This is a genomic window from Hydrococcus rivularis NIES-593 (assembly GCF_001904635.1).
Taxonomy (GTDB): Bacteria; Cyanobacteriota; Cyanobacteriia; order Cyanobacteriales; family Microcystaceae; genus Hydrococcus; species Hydrococcus rivularis.
This window is the reverse complement of sequence record NZ_MRCB01000015.1, coordinates 28,829-46,077: the sequence shown is the minus strand read 5'-3', so window position 1 is coordinate 46,077 and position 17,249 is coordinate 28,829. Positions and strand designations below refer to the sequence as shown.

17 protein-coding genes are annotated in these 17,249 nt (G+C 42.5%); 4 read left to right on the top strand and 13 right to left on the bottom strand.

From position 1 onward, the window contains the following. Positions 1-80: 80 nt before the first annotated feature. From NIES593_RS13330 to NIES593_RS13315, 4 genes are all read right to left on the bottom strand, one after another. On the bottom strand, positions 81-434 hold the full coding sequence (locus NIES593_RS13330; RefSeq protein ID WP_073600049.1) for a carbon dioxide-concentrating mechanism protein CcmK: 354 nt from the start codon (positions 432-434) through the stop codon (positions 81-83). Between the two features lie 139 nt (positions 435-573). Further along, positions 574-882: a carbon dioxide-concentrating mechanism protein CcmK gene (locus tag NIES593_RS13325; protein ID WP_073600048.1), complete on the bottom strand. Its 309-nt coding sequence runs from the start codon at positions 880-882 to the stop codon at positions 574-576. Positions 883-1,020: 138 nt separating this feature from the next. Then, a complete protein-coding gene (locus NIES593_RS13320) occupies positions 1,021-1,608 on the bottom strand; it encodes a hypothetical protein (RefSeq protein WP_073600047.1) in 588 nt (195 codons plus the stop codon). 256 nt (positions 1,609-1,864) lie between these two features. After that, the gene (locus tag NIES593_RS13315; protein WP_073600046.1) at positions 1,865-2,575 is read right to left on the bottom strand and encodes an SDR family oxidoreductase; all 711 of its coding nucleotides are present in this window, start codon (positions 2,573-2,575) and stop codon (positions 1,865-1,867) included. Between the two features lie 54 nt (positions 2,576-2,629). Between NIES593_RS13315 and NIES593_RS13310 the strand changes: the two genes are divergently transcribed. Then, complete coding sequence (locus tag NIES593_RS13310; protein WP_073600045.1) at positions 2,630-3,406, top strand: pantothenate kinase; 777 nt, start codon at positions 2,630-2,632, stop codon at positions 3,404-3,406. A gap of 425 nt (positions 3,407-3,831) precedes the next feature. Here NIES593_RS13310 and NIES593_RS13305 read toward each other — a convergent pair whose 3' ends face one another. Further along, entirely contained in the window at positions 3,832-4,725 is an 894-nt protein-coding gene (locus NIES593_RS13305) for a prohibitin family protein (RefSeq protein WP_073600044.1), read from the bottom strand. Positions 4,726-4,817: 92 nt separating this feature from the next. Here NIES593_RS13305 and NIES593_RS13300 point away from each other — a divergent pair, with 92 nt between their 5' ends. Further along, positions 4,818-5,630 (top strand): TlyA family RNA methyltransferase, encoded by an 813-nt coding sequence (locus NIES593_RS13300; RefSeq protein WP_073600043.1) that lies wholly within the window; start codon positions 4,818-4,820, stop codon positions 5,628-5,630. Here NIES593_RS13300 and NIES593_RS13295 read toward each other — a convergent pair. Both NIES593_RS13295 and psaK read right to left on the bottom strand, forming a co-directional pair. Further along, a complete protein-coding gene (locus NIES593_RS13295) occupies positions 5,584-6,105 on the bottom strand; it encodes an FHA domain-containing protein (protein ID WP_217651902.1) in 522 nt (173 codons plus the stop codon). The two genes, NIES593_RS13300 and NIES593_RS13295, sit on opposite strands and share 47 nt — an antisense overlap. 211 nt (positions 6,106-6,316) lie before the next feature. Then, complete coding sequence (psaK, locus tag NIES593_RS13290; RefSeq protein WP_073600042.1) at positions 6,317-6,592, bottom strand: photosystem I reaction center subunit PsaK; 276 nt, start codon at positions 6,590-6,592, stop codon at positions 6,317-6,319. Positions 6,593-6,733: 141 nt separating this feature from the next. Here psaK and NIES593_RS13285 point away from each other — a divergent pair, with 141 nt between their 5' ends. Further along, the gene (locus NIES593_RS13285) at positions 6,734-7,369 is read left to right on the top strand and encodes a phosphoribosylanthranilate isomerase (RefSeq protein WP_073600041.1); all 636 of its coding nucleotides are present in this window, start codon (positions 6,734-6,736) and stop codon (positions 7,367-7,369) included. Between the two features lie 66 nt (positions 7,370-7,435). Here NIES593_RS13285 and NIES593_RS25220 read toward each other — a convergent pair whose 3' ends face one another. From NIES593_RS25220 to NIES593_RS24205, 6 genes are all read right to left on the bottom strand, one after another. Further along, complete coding sequence (locus tag NIES593_RS25220; RefSeq protein ID WP_281250739.1) at positions 7,436-7,564, bottom strand: hypothetical protein; 129 nt, start codon at positions 7,562-7,564, stop codon at positions 7,436-7,438. A gap of 51 nt (positions 7,565-7,615) precedes the next feature. Further along, positions 7,616-9,190, bottom strand: a complete 1,575-nt coding sequence (locus NIES593_RS13280; protein WP_073600040.1) for a metallophosphoesterase — start codon at positions 9,188-9,190, stop codon at positions 7,616-7,618. 268 nt (positions 9,191-9,458) lie between these two features. Beyond that, entirely contained in the window at positions 9,459-10,565 is a 1,107-nt protein-coding gene (locus NIES593_RS13275; protein ID WP_073600039.1) for a hybrid sensor histidine kinase/response regulator, read from the bottom strand. A 113-nt stretch (positions 10,566-10,678) separates the two neighbouring features. Then, the gene (locus NIES593_RS25215; protein WP_281250738.1) at positions 10,679-10,807 is read right to left on the bottom strand and encodes a hypothetical protein; all 129 of its coding nucleotides are present in this window, start codon (positions 10,805-10,807) and stop codon (positions 10,679-10,681) included. A 132-nt stretch (positions 10,808-10,939) separates the two neighbouring features. Continuing rightward, the gene (locus tag NIES593_RS13270; RefSeq protein WP_073600038.1) at positions 10,940-16,129 is read right to left on the bottom strand and encodes an ATP-binding sensor histidine kinase; all 5,190 of its coding nucleotides are present in this window, start codon (positions 16,127-16,129) and stop codon (positions 10,940-10,942) included. 99 nt (positions 16,130-16,228) lie between these two features. Then, positions 16,229-16,435, bottom strand: a complete 207-nt coding sequence (locus tag NIES593_RS24205; protein ID WP_073600037.1) for a response regulator — start codon at positions 16,433-16,435, stop codon at positions 16,229-16,231. Positions 16,436-16,845: 410 nt separating this feature from the next. On the opposite strand from NIES593_RS24205, the gene NIES593_RS13255 reads away from it, so the two are divergent. Then, entirely contained in the window at positions 16,846-17,172 is a 327-nt protein-coding gene (locus tag NIES593_RS13255; protein WP_083602442.1) for a hypothetical protein, read from the top strand. Positions 17,173-17,249 lie beyond the last annotated feature (77 nt).

Below are 17,249 nucleotides of genomic sequence, written 5' to 3'. Positions count from 1 at the left end.
CAGTTACCGGTTAGTGATTAGTAGTTTCTCCTTGTCTGCCAGTCCCTATTTCTAACTCAACTGATAACCAAATCGCTGTTCTAGCGGCGGTTTCCATTTCCTACCGTTCTCCCTTCTGCTGCAAGTCGGAAGGGTTCGACTGTCTCGTTGTAATCGATGGGCAAAATGGCTACTACATTGTCATGAGGACGGGGAATAATTACCCAGGTTTCTAACACGGCTCCCTCAGTGCGCTGAACGGCTTCTATTCCCGCTTCCATAGCCGTTTTGACTTCTTGCACATCGCCGCGAATGTTGAGGGTAAAACGAGCGCTTCCCGCACGAATATAGCCAACGATGGTAATTCTACCTGCCTTTACCATGGCATCGGCTGCTGCCAAAATACCGGGAAAGCCTTTTGTTTCAATCGATCCAACTGCTGCTTGAGCTGGCATATTTACTCTCTCCTAATCCTTAAAATAACGATGTTTAGGCGTAAATTCCTCTAAATAAACTAGAGACTATACAATCTATGGATTTTTCAGTTTTTAACTATAGTCTATATCGAGACACCGAGACAACTCGCTATAGTTGCTAAGTTCTGAATCGCGCTGATTTTGAGGTGTACTCGATGGGCAAAATAGCCACCACGTTTTCCGGGGGATTGGGAACGATATAATAGCTTACCACCTTGCCGCCTTCCGTCTTTTCTGCTGCTTCTAGTCCAGCCTTTACAGCAGGTTCTACCTCTGAAATCGAACCGCGAATGGCAACTAAAAATTCTCCTCTTTCGGCTAAGTCATAATAAACTAGGGTGACTCGTCCTCCCTTTACCATCGCATCCGCAGCCGCTAAAACGGGCGGAAATCCTAGGGTTTGAATGACTCCGACTGCTTCTGGCACGATCGCTCTCCCGGCTAGTCTCAATCAATTAGAAATTTTTCAGGCCAATATTATATCGTAATACAAGAGCTAAAATATATAAAAGCTCTCTATAAACTAAGTCAATGCCTGAATTCAGGCTTGTTCTTTGGCAACGGCTCAAACCTTAATCGAACTGGGTTCGCTTATTGCTGCAATAATTCGATGACAGCCAGAGTTAGGCTTTGCCCAGAGATATTGATATTCTTGAGGATTGCCCCAACATAACCCTAAAAAAAGCTCGGTTTGCGCCGCGTCGATTTCTGCCCATTCTGCCTCTTGCATGAATTCTTCGACCGATTCTGGCGTAATCGGACGATGGCGGCTGGCTGCCAGCCAAAAATTCATCTCCTGGGTCATTTCGCGCCAAAACTCTAAAACCGTCTCTTTGGCAGCCATCAGGATTTCTTTATCGCCAGGAACCGGGATCAATTGGTTGTGAAGTTCGGGATAGCGGATGGATTTGCCGCTATAAGTACATTCCCTCCAGATAATTCCTGAAACTTGATGCTGTCGTTGGTATGCATGGATTTGACGGCGAAAATCTTGATAGGCGAAGACTTTCCCAACTTTCTGCAAATCGATCGCTTTGGCAATCACGGGATTATCGATTCGTTCTGCCGATGACAGCAGAATGCGTTCGCCCCTCCAGGTTGCCCGCAATTCTTGTTCGAGAATCTGAATAAGCTGTTGAGTGGTGTAAGTCATCACCTCAGCACTATGGAACGGCACGGAATCTCTCGCGATAGCGATCGGCTTTCGCCTTTCTAGCAAGACTTTTACAGTTGTTCGAGAACATCTTGCCAAAAAGCCAAAGCTACGCGACTAGGGAATTCTTCTTTTATAGTGGCAGAAAAAGGGAATATTGGTTCGCAAAAGTCTAAGAACCGTGACTTTAAATGCTGCCGCGCGATCGCGTCGATGTGTTAGGAATAGGGGGGCAAAGCTTTGCGCCCCTATAAAATTATAGAAATAGATGACTTTCAGGCTGAATGTTAATTTCCATGGGAACAGCTTGGGGTTCTGCCGAGAGAGCGAACCAAATTGCCTCTACTGCCATCTGCGGACTTAACATCTTGCGGCGATCGACTTTGAGGCTAACATTATCCCAAAATGGGGTATCTACGCCCCCAAAGTAGAAGAGGGTAATTTTGATGCCATAGCGTTTTAGTTCCTCCGCCATACACTTACTAAACCCGACAACTCCATATTTAGAAGCGCAGTAGGCAGAAGCCATTGCCATTGGATGTTTGCCCAGAATTCCTACGATATTGCAAATATGACCGCTTTGCTTATCTTTCATGAAATTAGCAGCGGCTTGCGTGGTATAGAAACTCCCTTTAAGATTGAGATCGACCATGGCATCCATGTCTTGGGGAGTAATTTTACTAAATTGCTTCATTACCCCTGCACCCGCTGCATTGACGAGAACGTCAATTTGACCGAACTGGGTCACTATTTTTTCCATCAAGGTTTCGACTTGTGAGAGATTAGTAATATCCGTCGGAACCTTTAAAATCGTTCCCGTCGCGGGTAATTGAGAAGCCAACTCTTCCAAGCGTTGGCTATTTCTAGAAGCTAGAACGAGGTTTGCTCCGGCAGGGGCGAGTTTTCGCGCTAATGCCGAACCAATACCACCCGTAGCACCAACAATAACAACGACCTTATTTTGCATGTTACTTAATATTTCTTTACATTGTTTATTTTAATCCTTCCCAGACAGATAGTGATGACTAAGAACTCTAGCAAGCAGTTTGATTGGCTAGGTTTAATAATTGGTAATTCTCGCTTGCATTGGGCGTGGTTTCAGGGAGAAAAGTTATCTCAATGCTGGGATAGCGAACATCTCTCCGACAACGTTGTCAATGAAGAATTCTTAAAGAAAACTTTGCCATCTTTCGAGCGGGATCGGATCTGCGATCTTCCTATTTATATTGCCTCTGTCGTTCCCTCACAAACTGCCCTTTGGCGAGCTTATCCTAATGTTAAATTAATTACTTTAGAGCGGATTCCATTGAAAGGAATTTATCCCACCATGGGGATCGATCGCGCTTTAGCCGTGTGGGGTGCGGGGACTACTTTAGGATTTCCTTGCCTAGTTATCGATGCAGGGACAGCATTGACTTTTACGGGGGCAAATAGCAATCGCGTTTTAGTTGGCGGTGCTATTTTACCGGGATTAAGATTGCAATGGCAATCTCTCGCTACGAAAACGGCTGCTTTACCTGAAGTAAAATTCCCAGAAAGATTGCCCAATCGTTGGACTTTAAATACATCAGATGCAATTCAAAGTGGTGTAATTTATACAATCTTGGCAGGAATTCGAGATTTTATTGAGGATTGGTTAGAGCAATTTCCTAATAGTCAGATTGCTTTGACCGGAGGAGATGCAAAAATATTGCTAAGTTATTTACAAATTCAGTTTCCCAACTTAGTACAGGCCGTAAAACTCGATTTCAATTTGATTTTTTGGGGGATGCGATCGCTAGTGTTTTCTCAGCAATAACTACGATCTGAATCGCAGAAGAAATGAGCCAAATCGAACTTGAAATTAAAGACGGAGCAATAACAAAGATAGCAGCAGTTAGAATGGGATGTTCTTGTGCCCAAAGGGAAAGTATCATGACAATTATTATCAAGGCACAATAAAGTAATCCCCAAATTGGTACTTTAATAACTAGCAAAGCAAATTTAGTATCTTTATCTATGATTAATTTCCTTTCGCGATCGCTAATAACTGTATGGATGAGTTTAATTGTTAAGATTATCTATCATTTTTTACAAGAAAAAATTCAAATCTCTATAGCAAACATAAATGTATTATGAGAGTTGTGATGTAGGACGAGCATCTTGCTCGCTTTTAAGAAATTCGCGAGTAAGATGCTCGCCCTCACCAATCAATTAGAATTGCTATACTATCGATCGCTAACTTTACTGTCCTTGTTGTAAAATTAACGGCAATTTATCTTCTCCTCCTCCAATAATAATCACTTTACTATTTTGAGATTCGGCAAGTTTTTGAGTTGCTTCAATAGATTTCAATCTCAATACTTGCTCCGATAACCCTTGAGAAATAATTTTTTGCGAGTCAGCAATTCCTTGAGCCTCAATCCGCTTGCGATTTGCCTCCTTACGAGTTTTTTCCAACTCAAAATCTAGCTGTTGGCTTTGTTGTTGGGCTTCTAATTTTTGTTGAATAGCTGCTTGAATTTTCTCTGGTAGAACAACATTTCTTAGCAAAGTCTCCTCAACGATAAAACCGAGAGGACTTAAACTATTGCTCACTTCTTTATGTAGGCGTTGAGCAACTTCTTCTCGTTTTTCTCCATAAATATCTCCAGCATCATAGCTAGCCGTTGTTTGACGAATAATCGATCGGAATCGAGAAATAATAATCTCTTTTTCGTCAGTCCCGATATTTTGATAAACTTCGCTAATTTTTTGCGGATCGATTTTGTATTGCAAACTCACATCGAGTTTAAAACCCAATCCTTCTTTAGATGTCGTATCGACAGTTTCTTTAATATCCTTCAAGCGACTGGAAAAATCAATGACTTTTCCTAAAGGATTAACAAAATGGATGCCGGAGGTGAGAGGTCGATTTTCGACTTTTCCAAACACTTCAACCAGCCCGACTTCTCCAGCAGGAATGATGACTAAAAAACGAGAAATAAATTGATAAATCGCTATAAAAACTGCTAGCGTGCCAATTAACATTGCGATCGCTTTAAATGTTTGGCGATTTTTTTCGCCTGCGATATCTTTGGCACTAAAAGCAACTAGAAAAGCAATTAGTGCCGTAATCGCTGAAATAATCAATGACATAGCTTGCCTAATTTAACTAAAATAACTAAGTGAAGGATCTGGGTTATTTTGGGAATTAATTTTGAACTTTGCACTTTGAACTCTGAACTATTTTGGTTAAACAAAGACTCGATACACTTCTAGTAAACCTCAACCTTTGTGATTCTCGCCAGCAGGCACAGCGCCTAATTCGTGCCGGAGAAGTCAAAGTCAACGAACAAGTCATCGACAAACCAGGAACGGAAGTTGATGACTCAGCCGACATTCAAGTTCAACAAAAACCCAAGTACGTCTCTCGCGGCGGTCAAAAGCTCGAAAGTGCCCTAAAAGTCTTCCAAATACCTGTAGAAGGGCGAATTTGCCTCGATGGAGGAATTTCTACGGGAGGCTTTACCGATTGCTTGCTCAAAGCGGGAGCGAAGCGGGTTTATGGCGTTGATGTTGGTTACGGACAAGTTGCCTGGAGTTTGCGTCAGGACGAGCGAGTGGTCTTAAAAGAAAGAACGAATTTTCGTTACCTGACTTACGAGGACTTATACGGAGACGAACCGCCTGCGGACTTAGGAGTAATGGATTTATCCTTTATCTCCCTCACCAAAGTACTCGAACCGCTTTGGAACCTTCTCGTACCGCCACGGGAAGTCATATTATTAGTCAAACCCCAATTTGAAGTCGGACGAGAGAGAGTCGGGAAAAAAGGGGTGGTTCGCAATGCCAAAGATCGAGCCGAGGCAATCTACCAGGTGCTACAAGCCGCTCAAAATCTGGGGTGGCGATATCGAGGCTTAACTCCATCGCCCATAACTGGGCCGGAGGGAAATATCGAATATTTGCTGTGGTTGAGTATGGAGGGAGAGACGCGCTCTCCCGACTTACAGGCTATTCAGAAAGTTGCCGAAGATGCGATCGCGCCTCTTGGTCAATAGCCTTATAATTGTCAGGCTCGACATAAGAGACCGCGATCTCTTTCGAGGTTTTCTTGGCATCGTTAGAGATTGCCTCTTTGGTTGGCATCTGTTGAGTGCGATCCGTGTTGAGTTTGGGTTCGACTCGCTCGGAGTTAAGCCGAATCTGGATTTGCGGACCAGAACTCGCTAGGCGAATAATCATGCCATCCTCAGCCTGAACCGTAGTAATTGGTTTTCCGTTAATGTAGGTTCCATTAGCACCAAAGTTTACTATTTCCCATCGAATTCCATTGCGCTTAATTTCCAGGTGGCGACGGGAAACGACAGCACTGTAAAGCACCACGTCATTATCCATCGAACGCCCGATCCGAATGACTGATTGAGTGTCAAACGTCCAGTTTTGCATGGGTACGTTTTTGCCGGGATGTAGTAGAGTCAGAGTAATCACCGATGTTCCATCTTCGATCGATAGGGTTACTGCTCGCGCTAGCAAGGCTAATGGTACGCTTTGAGTTGGCTGAGCTTCTATTTTCAGTTACCCCAACATAACCTATGATAATTGCTGCTTACCAGTAGAAAGCTATAGATTGTTTCTTTTACTTTATTAAAAACGATGTTCTATAAATGCAAAATAAACTTTTGGTATTTTTATAATCTTAATAGAGACGCGCTCTGTCGCGCCTCTACAAATCTACCTTTCTATCTTAGAGAATACCCGCATTGGACAGTCCCAAGATCATCCCCGCGCCGAGAATATGACCGAAACTGGTCGTTGCCAAAAGTTCCGGTAGACCAAAGCTTTTGCGATAGGCAAGCTGAGGAATTGGTAGATCGGGTCCCGCTCCTGTCTGTTGGATGGCAAAGTAGCCGATGACGATCGCCAACAGATTGCAAAAAATCATAATTATCGCTACGGATAAATTCCATTCGCTTGTTGAAGGAACGTTGGTTTGAGCCGCCATGATTAAAGTTGAGATCATAAAGAGTAAGACTCCTATCGCAGTAAACTTTTATAAACAAGAGGCATTATAGGAATCTCCTCGATCGAAAGGTCATTTTGTTTGAATACTTAACATAGCTAATAGTTCCTAATTCTTTATTATTTGTCCTGTTGAGGTTTCATGCGGGTTAAAATTTGCGGAATTACACAACCAGAACAAGGTCGGGCGATCGCAAACTTGGGGGCGACGGCATTGGGATTTATTTGCGTTCGCCAATCCCCTCGGCATGTCACGCCAGCTCAAATTCGGACGATCGTCGCACAACTTCCTTCCAGAGTCGATCGCATCGGCGTGTTCGTCAATGCCAGCGGGGAGGAAATCGGTCAAATCGTGGCATCAACGGGATTAACAGGCGTACAATTACACGGCGACGAATCCCCGGAATTTTGCCGACAACTGCGCCAATCGCTTCCTGGCATCGAAATTATCAAAGCCTTTAGAATCAGAACCTCTCAATCGCTATCTGAAATAGATGCATATTGCGATCGCGTCGATACGCTTCTGCTCGATGCTTACCATCCTCAGCTATCGGGAGGAACTGGCGAAACCTTAGACTGGAAGACTTTGGCTCAATTCCGTCCTCCTCATCCTTGGTTGCTCGCTGGAGGACTGAACCCCGATAACGTCCTCGATGCGCTCAAACTACTAAATCCCAGCGGAATCGACTTATCCAGTGGAGTCGAGCGATCGGCTGGCGACAAAGACTTAACAAGAGTAGAGCGATTGTTTCAAAAGTTGAACGCCCTTTCCTTATAGGAATGACCAGCAAAAATACAACAGAGCAGCCGTTCAATACCCGATCGACTCAAGAACGCCAACTCGCTACCAAGCATTGCGCGATCGCACCCCTTCAGAAACCGTCGTCGTCTCGCCAGATAGCCGGCGAATTCCTATGGCGATTGAATTTGCCCAGCGACTCCAAGTTGTTTCAATTGCCCCTTGTATTGCCAAAGCAATTCAGGCAATAATGGGTCGCGAGGCGAACCGCGCTCCGAACTGAGGTTAAATCGTAAATGGTTGTAGCTCGCTCTCGTACCACTGATGCTGAAATCGTTCGCTGATAAACACTCTGACGACGAATTGGGGTGGCGTTTCTCCCCGTACATCGATGCGAAAGAATGAGTAAGGACGACGCTTTTTGGAACCTTGTCCGCTCCGTCCGACAAATAGCTGCGATCGCGCTACCAGTCGAGTCTTTCTATCTCCGTCCTCCCAAAAGGTTTCCATTAAGTCCGCTCCCTCTTGACGCTGGCGGCGCAAACTATAGCCGCTACCACCGCAGACGATACAGTTTAAATTAGAGTCGGCGCGTCCGGTATCGAGGGTGCGGATGTATTCGAGACAGTGGGCGTGACCGTTGAAAATCAGATCGACGAGCGGGCGATCGCCCTTGAGGGAACCGATTGCAGCCGCTACATTATCGAAGACTCGTCGCAAGTGATGGCGGATTTCCAGAGTTTGTGCCAGATTCCATTTAGTAGCTTCAGTGACGTAAGGAGGATGATGAAAAAAGAGGACTCGCCCTCTCACCTCAGTCGTATTCCAAGAATCGATCAATCGCTGTTGCAGCCAATCGAGTTGTTCTGAATCGATCGCTTGCGTTTCCCGCGCCTCTAACTGTTTGTCAATATCGAGGATGACTTCGTCAATTTGTTCGATTTTAGCTCGCATGTCGTCGAGCTGTTCGGCATCGTCGGGGAGATCGGGGTTTAAACGCTCGGCAGCTTGCATTAGTTCTTGTTTTTCCCTCTCCAAGCGCGATCGCAGTTCTTCTAGAGAACGACGATGGGTCAATCCTTCGCCTGTTTTGGGAATTGGCTGAGGCGCGTTGAAGGTATTCGAGTCAAGGGCAAAAAAGTCAATACCGCCGTAACGAAAGGTGTAATAACGATTGGGCAAGCGAGTAAATTGTCCTGGTTGATAGCGCAAGCACCAACCCGTATCGGTTTTGATAGTGTAGTGTTGCTCTAGATGCCGAACGAGATTGTCTCTAGATTCAAAGCGATCCCAACAATCTAAAAATGCCTGAGCGTATGCCTTACCTTGATACGAACCGTGCCATCCGACATCGAAATCCAATTTGAACTTGACTAGCCGACGACGCAGGGGTAAAGTCAATCCTGCAAATAATCCCTCTAGAAAAGGCAAATCGTAGTAATCGTGATTGCCAGGCACGAGAAACATTGGGACTTTAAAAACCATGCGATCGTAGGCAATTTTTTCGGGTCGATCGCCGCCGACTAAAAGTTCTTTGTAGGGATTGATGAAGTTATCTCGATAAAATTCGCTAGAGCCTACTAAGTAAACCACATCGCCTGTATGTAGTACGAAGCGACAAGAATCCAAGTGGGGTAGCATGTGCTGGGCAATCTGCCGTTGTGCGTTATGAGTTTGGATTCCCGTCCCCGTATCGCCGATGACGAGGAAAGAAAACTCCGGGCGATCGCTGCTACCGTCATCTAGAACGAATCGAGTGCGATCGATTTCTCTTTGTGCGATCGCGGGGTCATCCCACCGCAGTCGCTGTTTCATCTTTTGAATTTTGACGGCTATTGGCGGATCTGATACGAATGGCATCGACGAACGGCTCTTGCTATAGGAGCGATCGAGTTGCGCTTACACTTACAGTAGCTTGCTAGATTGATTCGCGTGTCAGCGCTAATTCCGATCTCAGACCGTAGCTGGGCTACATAATCATCCTACTCTGAAATCTATCTCTATTTCCCAATTGCGAACTGATAATCGCTAACCGACGCGGACTTCCACGAAGTGGAGGAGCATCGGCGAATTGGTAGAAGATGTTTTGCTTCGCGATCGCTACGTTCGACATTGCATTCCGTACTTTTCAAACATCCTTTGAATTTTCCGGGCAAATAACATGAACGATTGTTTGTTTATCTGGGATACTTTCAATTCTTAATTCTCCGCCATATAATTCAATCATTAGTTTGGCAATCGTTAATCCTAAACCAGAACCTTGTTGGGCATAAATCTTCCGTTCAAATTGCATATAAGCTCCCAGATTAGCAATTTGCTCTGTTGTCATGCCTCGTCCAGAATCGATAATAAATAGTTGGAAATTATTGTCCTGCGAAAAACTACGAATTTGAACTGGAGTTCCCGCGCTTGAGAATTTAAAGGCGTTATCAATGATTTCTTCGACAATTTTCCCAAGCTTTCGTTCGGAGATGAGAATTACTGCTTCTTGTAAATCTAATTGCAAATCTTCTTCTCGATTGAATTCTATAGCCTTTTGGAGAGCAATTTGTTCGATGATTTTTTTAGAAAAACTTTTTTCATTGGCATTGCTCAATTTTCTGACTCGTTCGGGATCTTTTCCCAGTTGTATCAGTTGTCCATATAGCAAAAAGTTTTGAACGAGTCGATATAAAAGCTGACCGGAATGATGGATATCTTTTAACATTGCCAAAGCTTCTTCTGGCTCTGTATCGCGGTAGTTTTCTAAGAGTAATTTAGAGTTATTGAGGATAGAATTGAGAGGCGTCCGAAACTCGTGGGGGAGCGCGTAGGTGATGCGATCGCGTAGGTCGTCTAGTTTTTTCTGAGACTCTCGTTCAATTGCTACCTGCTTTGCCAAGCGGGTTGCGATCGCTCCTAGTAATTCGTCTCTAGTAAATGGTTTGGTTAAATAATCATCTGCTCCCAGTTCCATTCCCAAGCGCAAGTCAGTTTTGGTAGATTTAGCCGTCAAGAAAATGAAGGGAACCATCTGGAGAGATGGGATGGAACGGATTTCGTACAGTACGCCGTAACCATCGAGCGATGGAAGCATAATATCGCAAATAATTAGATCGGGAAGCTCTTCTTGCGCTAATTGCAAGCCGATCGCGCCATCTTCTGCCTCAATGACACTAAAATTCTCGGCACAGAGGACTTCACTAATAATATTGCGAAGTTCGTTGTCGTCTTCAATAACTAAAATTTTGGTCATAGTAGTCGTCTTCCTCAACAAAACTCGTACATAGAGACAGCTAAAAATAAAGTTCCCTAAGATTTCTCGGAAATAACAATTTCTAGCTCTAATTTGAAAAATTTTTATGCAATTTAACTAACCGAGAGTTTTAGAGTTTTTGGTTTCATACCAATTTTCAGGTTTTCGCGATCGACATTCTTCTTTCCTCTCCCTATTTGGGAGAAGGGTTGGAGGTGAGGGCGATCGACTATCTCTGTCATTAATGAATGAAAAATGGTTTCAGGTCATTTGTTCTTTGTTATTGGTCACTTTTCCAATGTCATTTGTCGAGTGTTGAAAGTCCTTTGTTTTTACTTGCGAATTCCGAATTCCGACTTCAAAAATGACTAATTCTAGTTTTTCTGAGTGAGTGGAATAGTGACTGTAAACGTTGTTCCTATGCCGACTTTGCTGTTAACGGCAATTTTTCCGCCATGCAAATCTACAGATTTTTTGACAATTGCCAGTCCCAGTCCAGTCCCTGAGATTTTACTAGCATTTTTAGCGCGATGAAAAGGCTCAAACAATCGTGGTTGATCTTCTTCAGGAATGCCGATTCCTCGATCCTGAATCTGGAAAGTCGCTTCGCCTTCCTGACAGGTTAATCTAAACTCCACGGTGCTGCCTGCTGGGGAATACTTAATGGCATTTGAAAGCAAATTGCCAAGGATGTGTCCGAGCAGTTTTTCATCCATATAAGCTTCAGTACAATTACCCTGACAAGAAAAAGCAATTGTTTGTTGGGTTTTAACTCCTAGCTGGATTTCTTCGGCTAAAGTGCGACAGAATTGTTGGAGATTCAGTAGCGAAGGATTCAATTCCAATTTTTTAGCTTCTGCTTTATTGAATAGCAACACATCATCGAGTAAATTAGTCATGTGTCGGACAGCGGATTGAATCCGATCGAGATAGTCCTGTTTTTTCTCTTCGCTCCAGTTATGGCTGTAGTATTTGAAGAGTTCGACATAGCCCATAATAGTAGCTAGCGGCGTGCGAAACTCGTGGGAAGTCATAGAAACAAAGCGAGATTTAAGTTCGTTAAGTTCCTTTTCTTTTTCTAGAACCTTGCGCATTTGCTGTGCGGTTCGTTCTCTGGCTTGAGATTGCTGTAAATTGCGATAGAGCACGGCATTTTCTAAAGAAATTGCCATTTGAGGACTTAAAAGTTTTAGAATTTCTACGCGATCGCTTGTAAAAGTCTCAGGAGTGAGATTATTTTCCAAGTAAACGATGCCAATGAGTTTACCTTGACTGCAAATTGGGAAACATAAAATCGACTGAGGCTGATGTTGTTGAATGTAAGGGTCGCTAACAAAGATAGAATCATTGACAGATTTTTTTAAAATCAAAGTTTCTTTGGTTCTCGCTACATAATTAATGATTGATAATGGCAGCTTTTGACTTTTTTCAACTGAAATGGAGGGTCGCATCGTTACGCCACCTCTAATCTCCGAACTAGCCACTTCTACAATTAATTTTCCTTCTCTAGATAAGATAAGAAAGCCAGTTTGTGCTCCAGCATTTTCTATAATGATTTTCATCAATTTATCTAGCAGCTTGTCTAGAATAATTTCTTGCGAAATAGCTTGGGAGGCTTTTACTACGCTATATAAATCTAAGGTTTCTACACTTAACGTTACTGTCGAACTTATTGCCATATTCGCTTGAATAGTAGTTTTTTTCTCGGTAGAAGTTTGAGTCAAAAATTGAGGGTATCTCGATTCCAAATCTTTTACTTTTGCCAAAGCACCCCAGTGGGTATATCCGTAGTAAGCATCTGTTAGACAAGTCCAAGCGATTTTCTCTTTGCCGACAGATAAATAAAACTCGGCTGCTAGTTCGTTTGCTATGGCTTTTTCATGGATAAATCCTTGTTCTTTTGCTCCTGAAATGGCGCGATCGTAAAGCTGCTCTGCTTCCCAATTTTGACCTAATACTCGCGCCTTTTCTGCTTCTACTAGCTCATACTTACTCTTGAAATTAGATGGGGCATGATGTGCCCAATGCTTCATTTTTTCTTGGTTGGATGCTACCTGTTCTAACAACTCTTTTTGCTCTCGCTCTTTGGCATGAGGATATTGAGCCAAAAGAGCAAGAGAATAATAAAAATAGTATTGAGCAACCGTTAATAAACAACATGCAGATTGTTTGTATTTTTCGGCTTCTTTAGCATTTACAATGGCTAAATCGGGTTGTTTGAAAAGACAAAGTAAAATTACTTTACATAAATATACATAAAACAGAGAAGAATGATTGTTTGTTTTTCTTAAAATCGGCAACATTTCTGATTCATTGAATGCTTCGCCAATTAATTGAGTATTATTTTCAGATTCACCCATTAAGTTTAAGGTAAGTTGCCTGCCAATATTGCTATAATAAATATGATAATCTAGAGAAAGTTTTTGTATTTTTTTTAGATAAATTTCCTGTTTATTTTTTACCTTTTTTAGATCTTCTCCGAGGAAAAATAAATTGGTGCAATTAATCAAAATCGCGTATCCAGCAAACAGTAATTCTCCGATTTCTATTCCAATCTGAAAAGTCTCGACCAAAGGTTCTATTGTTTCTCTAATAGGCTCTTTCCAATGTTTTATGAAACCATAAAACTCATTAAATACCTTGACTTTAAGCGATCGATCGTTAGATTTTTCTAATAAGTTTAAAGCGAGTTGACCAAATCGGTATCCAGCTTCGATATTTGAAAAATAACCACACAATAATAAACCGTGATAAACATAGGTATAAGCAGCTTGAGGCGGATTTCCATATCGGAGATAAAGAGCGATCTGAGTAAAGATAAGCGACGGCAAAATATCGGGACGAGCAACGTAAGCCGGATCGGTAAGAGCTATTAAAATTTTAGAAGCATATAATTTATAAGAATCGCTCATTTCTGGCAGGAATGCCAGCTCCTCGATCGCGTCAATTTGAGGCGGTTCTTTCTCTAGTTTAATATCAAGCTTTTCTAAAACTTGCAGTCCGATATCGATCGCTGTTTGCATTTTATTTTGAGCGATACAGGCATAGATTTGTAACTCATAAATTTTGATTTTGTCAAGCAAAGTGGTAACTTGTTGAAGTGCTATTTCAGCTAACTCATTAGATCTCTCAAATTTACTGTTGAGATATTCGGCTTCTATTACTTCAAGATAGAGCTGTAATGTAAAGTCATAATTGTTGCTCCAGCTATCGATCGCCAGAAGTTGTAAACTCAACTTTAAATAATTAAGAGCAGCTTCATAAGCTGCTGCTGCCTTTGCTTGCTGACCTGCGATTAAATTGAGTTTAGCTAGTTCGTCTCGTTCTGAGCGAACAGTAAGTAAATCGATGCCGTAATTAAGTTGATTAACCACAGCAAAAATGTTTTCTTTTCTCGCTTGTGAAGTCGTATTTTTCAAAAGCAATTGACCGATTTTGAGATGGGTTATTTTTTTCTCACATTCGGGAATTAGAGAATAGGCTGCTTGCTGGACGCGATCGTGTAAAAATTTATAATTGACGTTGAGATCGTTTGCGATCGCGAGTTCCTCTGGTTCGCACGCTAACAAAATTTGACATGTTTTGCTAGTAGGCAAAATCAACCCGGCTTGGATAGCTTCCCATAGCTGTTCTGCTGTAACTTTAGCCGATTCTTCATTAACAATCGCCAACATTTCTAGGTTAAATTGGTTGCCCAGACAAGCCGCTAACTTGAGAACTTGCTGTGTCGTTTCTGGAAGCTTGCCGATATTTCTAGCAATAAGTTCGACCACATGATAGTCAGCGATACCAACCGCTTGAATCTTCTCAATGTCCCACTGCCATCTATCCTTATCAAGGTTGTAAGTCAGTAATTTTTCTGAGTGCAAGGTTTTGAGGAGTTGCGCGATGAAAAACGGATTGCCTTGGGTTTTATTAAACAATAAAAACGCGAAATCGCTTGTTTCTACGGGATCGTTAAGAGTTTCTGCCACTAACTGACTGACATGCGCCTTTTCTAAAGGTTTAAGCGCGATGGAGTTGACAGCAACGCCAGCTTTGAGAATTTTCTCAAAGGTTTGAATCGAGGGATGAATCGGACTGACTTCGTTATCGCGATAGGCTGCAATCACTAATAGATATTGGCGATCGCTGCCTGTCATCAAAGTTTGCAATAATTCAAGAGAGGCGAGATCTGCCCACTGTAAATCGTCGAGAAATAAAACCAAAGGATGTTCGGGTTGTGTAAAAACGCCGAGAAATTTTTGAAACGTCCGATTAAATCGGTTTTGGGCTTCAGATGGCGGTAGTGAGGCAACTTTAGGCTGACTGCCGATAATCAGTTCGATTTCAGGAATGAGATCGATAAGGATCCAAGCGTTGGTTTCGAGGGCATACAACAGCTTCTCTTTCCAAATCGCCAGCACATCGGTGCTTTCTGTCAACAATTGACGAATTAAATCTCTAAAAGCCCGAATTAGAGGAGCATAAGGGCTATTGCGCTTCAGTTGCTCGAACTTGCCAGCAATAAAATACCCTCGCGTTTCGACAATCGGTTTTTGTACTTCATTAACAACTGAGGTTTTTCCAATCCCCGAATAACCTGAAACTAGCACTAGCTCGACTGCCCCTTGACGCACTCGCTCAAAGGCATCCAGTAGGGTTTGTACCTCGTTTTCACGTCCGTAAAGTTTCTGTGGAATTTGTAGTTGACTCCCCCTGTCACGCTGTCCCAGGGTAAAATTGTTAATGATTCCAGTTGTTTGTAGCTGATAAGTACAAGTTTCTAAGTCAGCTTTGAGTCCAGCAGCACTTTGGTATCTCTCTTCAGCCTTTTTAGCCAAAAGTTTCATGACAATTGAAGAAACCGCTTCCGGAATCTCTTGCTTAAGCTGATGGGGAGGGACGGGAGATTTAGCTAGATGGCAGTAAACTAACTCCATGAGATCGGTAGACTCGAAGGGCAACTTACCCGTTAGCATTTCATAGAGCGTAACGCCTAAAGAATAGAAATCGGTGCGGTAGTCAATCGAGCGGTTCATTCTCCCAGTTTGCTCTGGTGAAATATAGGCAGGAGTCCCTTCGAGTAGGTTAAGATGGCAAATCGTTGGGTTTTCATGAGACAGGCGCGAAGCGATGCTGAAGTCAGTTATTTTGACTTCGCCTGTTGCAGGATTGATGATGATATTGGAAGGGTTGATATCTTTGTGAAGAATTGGGATCTCGTGTAGTTTGCCCAACGTTTCTACGATCGAGATCGCGATTCGCAGACGTTCTTTTAGAGAAATAGATTGAGAGGCAAGCACTTGCTTGAGAGATTGACCGCCGAAATCTTCTAGGATTAGAGCTAGCCCATTGCGATACTTCTCTAGGCGGTAAGGTTTGACAATGCCCTGACAATCTAAATTGCAAACGATTTCATACTCGTATCGCAAGCGTGCAATTTCTTGGAAAGTTGGGTACTCGGTGTTAATGGCTTTAATGATAACTGGCTTTCGTGTTTGCTCGTCGTATCCTCGATAGATATCTGTACTAATACCAGCGGAAATTTTATCGGTAATTTGGTATCCTGACCGAGCTAACATGGTTCTTTTTCCTCCAGCAAGTCAATAACCTATGTGTAAATCGATGCACTGACGCTAAAGGACAGCGTACTTAAATATGCCCAATTCCAGCGCGGAAAATTAGCAATCTGACAGGAAAGATCGCGAGAGAAAAAAAGTTTCTCGATTGCTCCTGCGATCGCAAACCGCTTGAGCCGTTAGTAAAACGATCGGAATTGAGCGAGTGACAGGATTGGCTCTAAGCTGCTGTAGAAAGACAGAGCCATTCATGGTTAAAGATGTTAAAAGTGGAATTGCCCCAGCGCGATCGCCTTCTATTGACGACATTTCTTTTTGTGTAATTTAAATACGCGATTAACTCGACTTGGCTTACAAAGCCCCTTAAAAATAAATCAAGACAAGCGTTTGGGTTTATAAAAATAGCTTATCTAATAAATAGATGAGTTTATTTGTAAATTTTCTAGTTAAAAATGCCTAGAAGAATGGATAAAAACTTATCAACTACGAGTTTCAAGCTTCCGACTAAATTGAATAACTTAATAAATCTTAAAATGCAACGAGCGATCGAAAACCAAATTCTCCGTGAAATTACGTATAATTTTCCAGAACTCATTAAAGTTGTTCGGTATTTTTTCAAGAAATTATACTTTCAATTTCAGTAATATTACGCTCGACCAATCTTAAAAATGCCGTGTAAATTAGGACGCATTCTACACGAATATCAGTGAGGATCGACAATGAACTTGACAAAAAATTTAAAATCTTTAGAAGCTACTGTGTCCAAACTTGTTGCCAAAGCATGGATGGACGATGAATTTCGCAAGCGTTTCATCAGCGAACCAACTGAAATTCTTCGTGAAGCAGGCGTTTTCGTAGAAGATTTTGTAAAAATTGTTGTCAATCAAGGTTCGACAAATACTCCTGTTTTGCAAGGGGCTGACGGCGAAATGACTGTTTATCAGATCAATCTGCCTCCAAAGCCCAGCGATCTGACAGACGAACAGATCGGCGCTTGGAGTTTAGGCGGAGTAGACGTAGCATTGGCTTGCCGTAGCTGCTGTTAAGACATTGAGTTTTTTACGTCAAATTCCAGGAGTTTCTTGACTAGAAGATGGGTTACGTTACATGAACTTAACCCATC

Coding starts and splice junctions, on each gene's coding strand:
- NIES593_RS13310 (WP_073600045.1), top strand. CDS start 2,630: ATGACTAAGAACTCTAGCAAGCAGTTTGATTGGCTAGGTTTAATAATT.
- NIES593_RS24205 (WP_073600037.1), bottom strand. CDS start 16,435: ATGTCGTCAATAGAAGGCGATCGCGCTGGGGCAATTCCACTTTTAACA.
- NIES593_RS13275 (WP_073600039.1), bottom strand. CDS start 10,565: ATGACCAAAATTTTAGTTATTGAAGACGACAACGAACTTCGCAATATT.
- NIES593_RS13285 (WP_073600041.1), top strand. CDS start 6,734: ATGCGGGTTAAAATTTGCGGAATTACACAACCAGAACAAGGTCGGGCG.
- NIES593_RS13280 (WP_073600040.1), bottom strand. CDS start 9,190: ATGCCATTCGTATCAGATCCGCCAATAGCCGTCAAAATTCAAAAGATG.
- NIES593_RS13330 (WP_073600049.1), bottom strand. CDS start 434: ATGCCAGCTCAAGCAGCAGTTGGATCGATTGAAACAAAAGGCTTTCCC.
- NIES593_RS13270 (WP_073600038.1), bottom strand. CDS start 16,129: ATGTTAGCTCGGTCAGGATACCAAATTACCGATAAAATTTCCGCTGGT.
- NIES593_RS13320 (WP_073600047.1), bottom strand. CDS start 1,608: ATGACTTACACCACTCAACAGCTTATTCAGATTCTCGAACAAGAATTG.
- NIES593_RS13305 (WP_073600044.1), bottom strand. CDS start 4,725: ATGTCATTGATTATTTCAGCGATTACGGCACTAATTGCTTTTCTAGTT.
- NIES593_RS13315 (WP_073600046.1), bottom strand. CDS start 2,575: ATGCAAAATAAGGTCGTTGTTATTGTTGGTGCTACGGGTGGTATTGGT.
- NIES593_RS13255 (WP_083602442.1), top strand. CDS start 16,846: ATGAACTTGACAAAAAATTTAAAATCTTTAGAAGCTACTGTGTCCAAA.
- NIES593_RS25215 (WP_281250738.1), bottom strand. CDS start 10,807: ATGACAGAGATAGTCGATCGCCCTCACCTCCAACCCTTCTCCCAAATA.
- psaK (WP_073600042.1), bottom strand. CDS start 6,592: ATGATCTCAACTTTAATCATGGCGGCTCAAACCAACGTTCCTTCAACA.